General features: G+C 35.0%; 10 protein-coding genes. 7 read left to right on the top strand and 3 right to left on the bottom strand.

What is annotated here, in order from left to right; genetic code table 11:
* Positions 1-203 precede the first annotated feature (203 nt).
* The 7 genes from feoB (at position 204) to NE544_RS11155 (ending at position 7,224) form a co-directional block, all read left to right on the top strand.
* Entirely contained in the window at positions 204-2,540 is a 2,337-nt protein-coding gene (gene feoB / locus NE544_RS11185; RefSeq protein ID WP_256269386.1) for a ferrous iron transport protein B, read from the top strand.
* Positions 2,541-2,614: 74 nt separating this feature from the next.
* The gene (locus tag NE544_RS11180) at positions 2,615-3,433 is read left to right on the top strand and encodes a Cof-type HAD-IIB family hydrolase (RefSeq protein WP_256269385.1); all 819 of its coding nucleotides are present in this window, start codon (positions 2,615-2,617) and stop codon (positions 3,431-3,433) included.
* A 1-nt stretch (position 3,434) separates the two neighbouring features.
* On the top strand, positions 3,435-3,983 hold the full coding sequence (locus NE544_RS11175) for a chromate transporter (RefSeq protein WP_118114961.1): 549 nt from the start codon (positions 3,435-3,437) through the stop codon (positions 3,981-3,983).
* Entirely contained in the window at positions 3,976-4,524 is a 549-nt protein-coding gene (locus NE544_RS11170) for a chromate transporter (RefSeq protein ID WP_118114960.1), read from the top strand. Before NE544_RS11175 ends, NE544_RS11170 begins: the two co-directional genes overlap by 8 nt.
* A 291-nt stretch (positions 4,525-4,815) precedes the next feature.
* Positions 4,816-5,766, top strand: coding sequence for a choloylglycine hydrolase (bsh, locus tag NE544_RS11165; RefSeq protein WP_256269384.1), 951 nt, complete (start codon positions 4,816-4,818; stop codon positions 5,764-5,766).
* Between the two features lie 17 nt (positions 5,767-5,783).
* A complete protein-coding gene (locus NE544_RS11160) occupies positions 5,784-6,980 on the top strand; it encodes a MupG family TIM beta-alpha barrel fold protein (protein WP_256269383.1) in 1,197 nt (398 codons plus the stop codon).
* A gap of 103 nt (positions 6,981-7,083) precedes the next feature.
* Positions 7,084-7,224 (top strand): hypothetical protein, encoded by a 141-nt coding sequence (locus NE544_RS11155; protein ID WP_118114957.1) that lies wholly within the window; start codon positions 7,084-7,086, stop codon positions 7,222-7,224.
* A 130-nt stretch (positions 7,225-7,354) separates the two neighbouring features.
* Here the strand turns inward: NE544_RS11155 and NE544_RS11150 are convergent, their stop codons facing one another.
* The 3 genes from NE544_RS11150 to NE544_RS11140 all read right to left on the bottom strand — a co-directional run bounded on the left by NE544_RS11150 (position 7,355) and on the right by NE544_RS11140 (position 9,180).
* Positions 7,355-8,260 carry a GNAT family N-acetyltransferase gene (locus tag NE544_RS11150; protein WP_256269382.1) on the bottom strand — a complete coding sequence of 302 codons (906 nt, stop codon included), beginning with the start codon at positions 8,258-8,260 and terminating at the stop codon, positions 7,355-7,357.
* The gene (locus NE544_RS11145) at positions 8,257-8,514 is read right to left on the bottom strand and encodes a hypothetical protein (protein ID WP_118114955.1); all 258 of its coding nucleotides are present in this window, start codon (positions 8,512-8,514) and stop codon (positions 8,257-8,259) included. The genes NE544_RS11150 and NE544_RS11145 overlap by 4 nt, the downstream gene beginning before the upstream one ends.
* Before the next feature lie 66 nt (positions 8,515-8,580).
* Complete coding sequence (locus NE544_RS11140) at positions 8,581-9,180, bottom strand: YigZ family protein (RefSeq protein ID WP_256269381.1); 600 nt, start codon at positions 9,178-9,180, stop codon at positions 8,581-8,583.
* Between the last annotated feature and the right edge of the window lie 332 nt (positions 9,181-9,512).

Below are 9,512 nucleotides of genomic sequence, written 5' to 3'. Positions count from 1 at the left end.
CACTGTTTTGGAATAAGGTGTGGTAAGAACCTCCCCAAAGTAGTCAAGCTACAGGGTATAAATATACAAATCCACATTCACATATTCAATTTTACAAATTAACAACACCGTCTACAACCACGGTTATTAAAGGTTGAAAGAAAGGAGAAGTATGTTGTAAATGACCAGCTAGATGGGTCATTTACAATATACCAGGGATATGCATGACGTTAAAAGAGTTAAAAATAGGACAGAGTGCATTGATTAAGGCCGTTGGAGGAACGGGTGCATTAAGACAACATTTTCTAGATATGGGAGTTATACCTGGAGCCGAGGTTACAGTTGTAAAGTTTGCGCCTATGGGCGATCCAATGGAACTACAGATTCATGGTTATGAATTATCGCTTCGTTTAGATGAAGCTGAAAAAATATTGGTTGAATTAATTGATGAGAGAACACGAAAGCATGAGAGTGCAGAAAATATAAATAATACTGTTCACCCTGGTTTAGGTGAAGATGGTAAATATCATGTAAAGGCAGATGCACATCCTTTGCCAGAAGGAACTTGTTTAACATATGCCTTGGTAGGAAATCAAAACTGTGGAAAAACCACTTTGTTTAACCAACTCACGGGATCGAATCAACATGTTGGAAATTTTCCGGGTGTAACCGTCGATCGAAAGGATGGTCCAATCAAAGGGTATCCAAATACAATGGTGACAGATTTACCGGGTATTTATTCGATGTCACCTTATACGAGTGAAGAAATTGTATCGCGTAATTTTGTGTTAAATGATAAGCCTAAGGCTATCATTAATATTGTAGATGCCACAAATATTGAGCGAAATCTATATTTGACTATGCAACTTTTAGAAATGAATATTCCGATGGTTGTAGCACTTAATATGATGGATGAAGTTGCCAACAATCAAGGTTCGATTGATATCAATGGTATGGAGGCTATGCTTGGTGTACCAGTTATACCTATTTCTGCAGCTAAAAACCAAGGTGTAGATGAATTGATTGAACATGCCATTCATATTGCGAAATATCAAGAAAGACCAGGTCGTTTAGATTTTTGTGGGGAAGATGATTTCGGTGGAGCTGTTCACCGTTGTATTCACTCCATTTGTCATTTGATTGAAGATCATGCCAAAAAGGAAGATATTCCTTTGCGTTTTGCGGCCAGTAAGATTATTGAAGGCGATACATTGATTCTTGATCGTTTGGATTTAGATGAAAATGAAAAAGAAATGATTGAGCACATTGTGCTTCAAATGGAAAAAGAGCGTGGACTCGATCATAGTGCGGCCATTGCCGATATGCGTTTTTCTTTTATTGAAAAGGTTTGTGAACAAACCGTTGTTAAGCCTAAGGAAAGTAAAGAGCGTGTTCGAAGTGAAAAAATTGACCGTATTTTAACGGGTAAATATACTGCCATTCCTATGTTTATTGGAATTATGTTACTTGTATTCTATCTAACATTTAATGTGGTTGGAGCATGGCTTCAAGGATTATTAGAACTTGGTATTGATTGGATCACACAAGTAGTGGATGCATGGATGACAAGTGCTCACGTAAGCTATGCTGTACATAGTTTGGTGATTGATGGTATCTTTGCGGGTGTAGGTTCTGTCTTATCTTTCTTACCAATCATTGTGACACTATTCTTCTTTTTATCTATGATGGAAGATAGTGGATATATTGCGCGTGTAGCCTTCTTTATGGATAAACTATTAAGAAAGATTGGGTTGTCAGGAAGAAGTATCGTTCCTTTATTGATTGGATTTGGTTGTACGGTACCAGCCGTTATGTCGACACGTACTTTACCAAGTGAAAGAGATCGTAAGATGACGATTTTATTGACGCCATTTATGTCTTGTACCGCAAAATTACCTATTTATGCCTTCTTTGTGAATGCATTCTTTCCAAAACAAGGTGGCCTAGTTATGGCAGGACTTTATGTTTTGGGCATTGTCGTAGGTGTTTTAATCGCATTCTTATTTAAAAATACTTTATTTAAAGGTGAAGCTGTTCCATTTGTGATGGAACTTCCAAACTATCGTTTGCCTGGATTAAAGAATGTGAGTCAATTGTTGTGGGAAAAGGCGAAGGATTTCTTACAAAAAGCCTTTACGGTTATTTTTGTGGCAACTGTACTTGTGTGGTTCCTTCAAAGCTTTAACCTACAATTCGATATGGTCAAAGATTCAAGCCAAAGTATTTTGGCAATGGTAGCCGGATGGATTGCTCCTGTATTTGCACCATTAGGACTTCAAGATTGGCGTATTGTGACATCTTTAATTAGTGGATTTATGGCTAAGGAAAGTGTTGTTTCTACACTACAAGTATTATTTGTAGGTGGTTTACATAGTGCATTAACTACACTATCAGCTGCTTCTTTACTTGTATTCTGCTTGATTTATTCACCATGTGTGGCGGCTATCGCATCTATTAAACGAGAACTAGGTGCAAGATGGGCAGTCGGTGTAGTGGCATGGCAATGTGTACTTGCATGGATTTTAGCTTTTGTGGTTCATGTGATTGGTTCTGTATTATAAGTAGCTTTGTGCTACTTTTTTTTTGAAAAATTTTGGTTTATAATTTTTCCATATCTAAGGGAGGATGTTTACTTATGTATAAGTTAATTGCGTGTGATTTAGATGAAACTTTGATCAAACCCGATCGAACAATTGATTCTAGAGATATTGAAGCCATTAAAAAATTGAAAGATTTAGGTGTTAAATTTGTACTGGCTACAGGAAGAGGCTATAACACAGTGCAGGGTACATTAAAGGAATTGGATCTTTTTGATGAAGCCAATCAATATGTGATTTCATATAATGGTGGGGCTATTACGGAAAATAAAGACAATCGACTTTTACATTTTGAAGGTATTTCTTTTGAGAAAGCTGAAGAATTATATAGACGCGGATTAAAGTATGATGTAGTCATTCATGTATATACGCGTGATGCGGTATATGCATATAACTTAACAGAAGATGAAAAAAGATATGTGCAGAATCGTCAGGAAATGATTGAGGTATTTGATCAAAATTTGGATTTTTTAAAGGGGCAGGAAATTGTAAAAGTATTATATACAAATACGGATTTTGAGTATCTACAAAGCATTGATCGTGATCTAAAGGATATCACATTTGATATGGATGTTTCATATTCAAGTAATCGTTATATTGAATTTAATCATAAGGGTGTAAATAAGGGGGCTGGACTTAAAAAATTAGCCAATCTATTACATATTGATATTCAGGATACGATTGCGATTGGAGATAACTATAACGATTTATCCATGATCAAGGATGCTGGTTTAGGTGTGGGAGTGCAAAATGCAGCGCCAGGTATCAAGCCGGATTGCGACTATATCACAACGGCTACTTGTGAAGAAGGAGCTGTTTGCGAAGTCATTGAAAAATTTGTATTAAAAGGAGAGTAAAATGAAGAAACTGATTCAATTATATGTTTCTTGGTTTAAGATGGGTCTATTTACTTTTGGTGGTGGATATGCCATGTTGCCAATGATTCAAAAGGAAGTGATTGAAAAGTATCATTGGGCTACAGAAGATGAAGTCATGGATTATTATGCGATTGGTCAATGTACACCCGGTGTTATTGCGGTCAATACATCGACATTTATTGGATATTATCAAGCGGGCATTCCAGGAGCAATTGCAGCTACTCTAGGGGTTGTGACTCCATCCATCATCATTATTAGTATAATTGCAGGTTTGATCACAAACTTTTCAAGTTTAGCCATTGTACAACATGCACTAAATGGAATTCGTGTAGCTGTATGTATGTTGATGATCAATGCGGTATTAAAATTAGGAAAGGGTAATATTAAAAATAAGATTGGTTTCTTGATTTTTGCGGTGGCTCTTATTTTTGCGATGTTTACTAAAGTATCTACGGTGTTACTTGTGATTGGTGCAGGCATAGCCGGAGTTATCTTCTCTAGAATAGGATGGTTAAAGAAGAATGCCTAAATTGTTGTTGATGTTTTTAGAGTTTTTTAAAACCGGACTATTTGCGGTAGGAGGAGGTCTTGCGACCATTCCTTTCTTAAGAGAGATTGGGGTTCGTTATGGCTGGTATACAATGAGTGATCTATCTACAATGATTGCCGTAAGTGAATCGACACCAGGTCCAATGGGTGTCAATATGGCTAGTTATGTAGGTTTTAGTCAATATGGTGTATTAGGTTCGATTATAGTAACACTTGGTTTGATTTTACCAAGTTTGATCGTTATCTGTATCATTGCCAATTTCTTGGAGAAATTTAAAGAGGCAGAGCTTGTTCAACAAATCTTTGCCGGATTAAAACCAGCTGTAGTTGCCTTTATTGCCGTGGCTACCATTGATATTTTGGTAACAACTTTATTTGGTGATTATACTTTCTCCACATTTCATTGGAAGCAGTTTATTTGTCTATTCATATTGTTGGCATTGAGTAAGTATAAACCGAAATTACATCCAATCTGGTTTATTGTAGCTAGTGCGGTTGTAGGAATTGTATTCGCATTTTAAGTCATAGGGAAACTTATGGCTTTTTTCTTTTAGGTAAAATAAAAAGCAATGTCCGGGCTTGACATTGCTTTAGGGAGAGGAAAATTATTAAGATAAAAATGTATTTTGAGTTTATAGGGTTGAATAATTTTCCAAAGGGTTAATCATAAGATAAGGCATTTCTTATGACACTTAAAATATATAGTTTTTTTGAATTTAACGCAATGAACACATATTTTGATTTGTACATTATTATGTGTGTAATCTTTGTGTAGTTTGTGTTAAGCTACTAAGTAGAAGGAGATGATTTTAATGTGTACCGCATTAAGCTTTAATCAGTTTTTTGGAAGGAATTTAGATTATGAATTTTCATATGGAGAACAAGTAGCTGTTACGCCACGCAATTATGATTTTCATTTTAGACATTTAGAACAACATGAAAGTCATTATGCGATTATTGGAATGGCTCATGTATTTGAAGAGTATCCATTATATTATGATGCCATGAATGAGAAAGGCTTGGGAATGGCTGGATTAAACTTTGTTGGGAATGCAAAGTTTTATGAAGTCAAGGAAGGCATGAACAATGTGGCTGCCTTTGAATTTATTCCTTGGATCTTGTCGCAATGTGCAAGTGTCAAAGAGGCAAGAGTCGTATTAGAAAATACAAATGTTTGTGCCACACCATTTAATGAACACTTTCCAGTAGCTGAATTACACTATATGATCAGTGATGAAAATGAAAGCATTGTCGTGGAGTGTATGGAAGATGGTATGCATGTATATGATAATCCTACGCATGTTTTGACAAACAATCCGCCATTACCTATGCAGTTGTTCCGCTTGAATGACTATATGTATTTATCAAACAAACAGCCTGAAAATAACTTTGGATTGGATTTAACGGCTTATTCACGTGGTTTTGGAGCTATGGGACTTCCGGGTGATTTATCGAGTGGATCCAGATTTGTGCGTGTTGCCTATACAAGAGCCAATGCGACGAGTGATAAGAATGATTTAAGTCAATATTTCCACATTATTGGTAGTGTCGCGCAACAAAAAGGTCTTTGTGAAGTAGAACCAGGAAAGTATGAATATACAATTTATACGTCTTGTTGCGACTTAAGAAATGGAATTTACTATTATACAACATACAATAATCATCAGATCAGTGGTGTGAATATGTTTAATGAGAATTTAGATGGTGAAACACTTATTTCTTATCCAACGATTGAAGAAGAAATGGTTCATATGCAAAATTAGTTTAAAAGGAGAAAATAATGGGACTTTTAGGTGAAACAAAACCAGTTAAAAAACCAATTTTAGGCGTTTCTTTATATCCAGAACAAGAAACCATGAAGGAAATCGAAAATTATTTAACAATGGCAAGCCGTTATGGCTTCACAAAAATCTTTACAAGTATGTTTAGTGTTCCGGGCACAAAAGAAGAAGTGTTTGATTATTTTAAAAATTTTTGTGATTTAGCACATAAACATGGAATGAAGGTATCTGGTGACTGTAACACCGCATTCTTTAAGAAAATGGGTGCTAGCGAAAGTGACATCTCCATCTTTAAAGAAATGGGAATAGACATCATTCGTATGGACCTACCATATTTTGATCAAAGAGATGTGACTTTGATCAACAACCCTTATAACATTACAATCGAATTATCAAGTTGTATGATTCAAGCTGTTCGTATGGCATTAGAAAATGGGGCAAATCCAAAGAACTTCTCAACTTGCCATAATTTCTATCCAGAACGTTATACGGCATCTGACTTAGAAAGTATTCGTTCTATCAATAAAGAATTGGCAACTTTGGGTATTCCGAGTGCTGTCTTTATTTCGAGTAATGAAGACAATACACATGGGCCATGGCCAGTACATGATGGACTTCCAACTGTCGAAGATCACCGTTGGATTCCAGCTGAATTGCAGGTTCGTCATTGGATTGCGGTAGGTGATGTGGATGAAATCATCTTCGGAAATGCGTTTGCGAGTGAAGAAGAATTTAAAGCGATTGACCAAGTGATGAACCAAGCTTATGTCAATATACCAAAACTAGTTGGACAAGACTACTTGGCAGAACTGCTTCCTCATGGAGATGTAGAGAGGGTTCCATTTAAAGTCATTTTGGATGATGGTGTCACAGATTTAGAAAAAGAAATTGTCTTTGATAATGTGTATCACCAATGTGGAGAAACACCATACTACATGATTCGTTCTCGCTGGACAAGAATGTTCTACGGTAAAAAGAATATTCCGGAAAGAAAAATAGATGAAGAATACTATCATCGAGGAGATGTAGTCATTGTGAATGATAACTTGGCACATTATCGTGGTGAAGTGCAAATTGTATTAAAGGATATGAAGGTGGATGGTCAAAGAAATCGTATTGGTCATATTCCAGAAGCTGATCATATTTTATTGAATGAAGTAAAAGCTGGCAGAAGTTTTTGTTTCATGAATAAGTAAATAGAGCCTACTGAAAATATTCTGCGTAGACTTTTATGATCATTCATAAGTTGTTTTTACGTTTTTATCATTGGAATTATGGTGATGGTGGCAATGACTTACAATGTTGTCGATGTTTGAACATTCGTATGCGCCATGCACAGCTTTGGAAGAGGCAAAGTATGCCGCAAACAATCAATTGGGTCCTTATTATGAATATAGTGTGGCTCGAAATATGTTGGAGACTTTGGCAAAACAAAAATAATTTGTTTCATTTCATTTAAAACGTGTTAAGATAATGGAGGATGCTTGTTGAAAGTATCTAAATCCATTATTCTAAGCAAAAAGGGAGGTTTTTAGCGATGCCTCCTTTTTTGCGTTTCATAATAAAAAGCCTACTGGAAATGGTTCCATGTAGGCTTTTCTAATAGTTCATAAGCTGTTTTTGCGTTTCTAACGTTTGTGTTAGAGAATTTATCGAATAATTTATAATTGTTGAGTCTGACCATTAATTTTTTATCGGTTCTAGGAAAATGAAGCGGGAATAATTTATCAAATCTTTCACTTTCGCTGATTAGAATGGATGTTACTTCGTTGTTGATAGATAAATAACTTAGAAGATCTTGAATGGCTTGTGAGTCGAAGTAAACTAAAACTTCTACGTGTGCTTGATGATCTTTGGTAGAGTATATCGCAAATCCTTTCGGTTGTTTATCTTCATTAACCATTGTGACAATGGATTTTTTTAAGCTTTTATGATATTGAATAAGCTTGTTGAATTCATTTTCACTTAATAGAATACTGCCATCAAAATACTGCATGAATTGGAAATATAATGTGTATAAGTTCTCTGCTTTTTGTTTTACATGATAAGGATTACCACTTCTGCATAGTGGAGCTCCAATCCAATATTCTTTTGTGTTTGAAATGTGTTGAAAGCTTTTGGCCTCAAATAATTTTGGCATGTTTGTGTATGTGATGGTTAATAAATCGTTATAGGTAGCTTGTGAAATGGCAGCATCTAATAAGTTAGAAAATTGTTTTCTTTGTCTATAATCTGGTAAAGTTGCAGCCATACCAATCACAGATACGCGCATTTGTCGATCTAAAAACATCATCGTTCTTTTTGTGACTTGAAGACAAGAAGTGATTTTATCGTCTTGCCAGAAACAGAACATGTGTTGTGGGTCATATTGATATTTCATCCAGGCATCGATTTCTTTTTTATCCATATTAAATGCGGATTTAATCAACAAGTCTTTGATTTGTGCATCATATCCAACACTGTTGTGACAAATCATTGGTTATCTCCATCTTCTTCGTGTTCTGTATATTCAACATCAATAGCTCCATGTTTTGGGGTTGATTTTGGTTGTTCTTCTTGATTTTGTGTACTATTGAATGTATGAACATGTACATGTCTTCTTCCTGTAAATAGGGAAATAATCCAGAAGAAAATGATGATTGGTAAAATAAATGGAAGTAGCCAGCTTGCTAGGGTTCCAAATATAAAGATAATCACAAAAAAGGCAATAAGAGTAAGAATACTATCCATAAAGGTACCTCGCTTTTCTAAAGTATATCATACTTGATGAAGTGTTTTGTGTTTAGTCTGTGTGAACTATATCACACATTCTGTTTCAATATCTTGAATATATTGAATTTGAATTTTTCCGTTTGAAAGTTCCATTAAATCTTTTGAGATATCACATTGATTTACGAAATGATAAACGACATCTTCTTCATATTGTTGTTCAATAACTTCGATGTTTTGAGTTCTAAAATAATGATCGATTTTTCCAATCAAATCATAAGAAAAATGAATTTGATATTCATGAAGAGTGGTTACAGTGGTAAGAGTAGCTTGTTTTAGAGCTTCTTGTACACTAGATGAGTAGGCTCTTACAAGTCCTCCAGTTCCAAGCTTGATTCCTCCAAAATAGCGGACTACAACGGCTAGAATATCTTGCATTTCATTATGCATCAACACATCTAACATAGGGTGACCTGCTGTCTGACTTGGTTCTCCATCGTCGTTAGATCGCATAATGTTTCCTACAATCATAGCTGTGCAATGATGATTGGCATTGGGATGTTCTTTTTTTATAGCTTTTAAAAAGTCTTTTGCCTCTTGTTCATCTTGTGTTCTATGAAGGTAGGTAATAAATTTACTTTTTTTAATTTCTATTGTATTTATACAATCATTTTGAATTCTTGGCATAGTTGTATTGTAGCAAAGAATAGCTATATTCTACAAGTTTAGTAGAAAAGAAACCATTCTAGTGTTGGCGTCTAGAATGGTTTCTTTTGTTTATTATTATTTTTAGGAGAGAGATATGAATATTGGTTTATTTCTATATTCATTGCCTTATCTTTAAGGCACTTATAGAATAACATTCCATGTTGTCATAATTTTAGTATAACTTTGGTAAATCTTGTGAAATCCGATTGAATTATGTGAAATTATCAAAATGTGCATCTTTTTTGGAAAAGCCTCAATTTATTTCGTATATGAGATAGGGGTGATGAAATCACATGAATAAATCAAAAGAC

Origin of the sequence: Holdemanella sp. MSK.7.32, assembly GCF_024460475.1 — a bacterium.
Lineage (GTDB): Bacteria > Bacillota_I > Bacilli_A > Erysipelotrichales > Erysipelotrichaceae > Holdemanella.
Note: the sequence above shows the minus strand (reverse complement) of the source record. Positions and strands in the feature narration are given on the sequence as shown.

Coding starts and splice junctions, on each gene's coding strand:
- feoB (WP_256269386.1), top strand. CDS start 204: ATGACGTTAAAAGAGTTAAAAATAGGACAGAGTGCATTGATTAAGGCC.
- NE544_RS11180 (WP_256269385.1), top strand. CDS start 2,615: ATGTATAAGTTAATTGCGTGTGATTTAGATGAAACTTTGATCAAACCC.
- NE544_RS11175 (WP_118114961.1), top strand. CDS start 3,435: ATGAAGAAACTGATTCAATTATATGTTTCTTGGTTTAAGATGGGTCTA.
- NE544_RS11170 (WP_118114960.1), top strand. CDS start 3,976: ATGCCTAAATTGTTGTTGATGTTTTTAGAGTTTTTTAAAACCGGACTA.
- bsh (WP_256269384.1), top strand. CDS start 4,816: ATGTGTACCGCATTAAGCTTTAATCAGTTTTTTGGAAGGAATTTAGAT.
- NE544_RS11160 (WP_256269383.1), top strand. CDS start 5,784: ATGGGACTTTTAGGTGAAACAAAACCAGTTAAAAAACCAATTTTAGGC.
- NE544_RS11155 (WP_118114957.1), top strand. CDS start 7,084: ATGTTGTCGATGTTTGAACATTCGTATGCGCCATGCACAGCTTTGGAA.
- NE544_RS11150 (WP_256269382.1), bottom strand. CDS start 8,260: ATGATTTGTCACAACAGTGTTGGATATGATGCACAAATCAAAGACTTG.
- NE544_RS11145 (WP_118114955.1), bottom strand. CDS start 8,514: ATGGATAGTATTCTTACTCTTATTGCCTTTTTTGTGATTATCTTTATA.
- NE544_RS11140 (WP_256269381.1), bottom strand. CDS start 9,180: ATGCCAAGAATTCAAAATGATTGTATAAATACAATAGAAATTAAAAAA.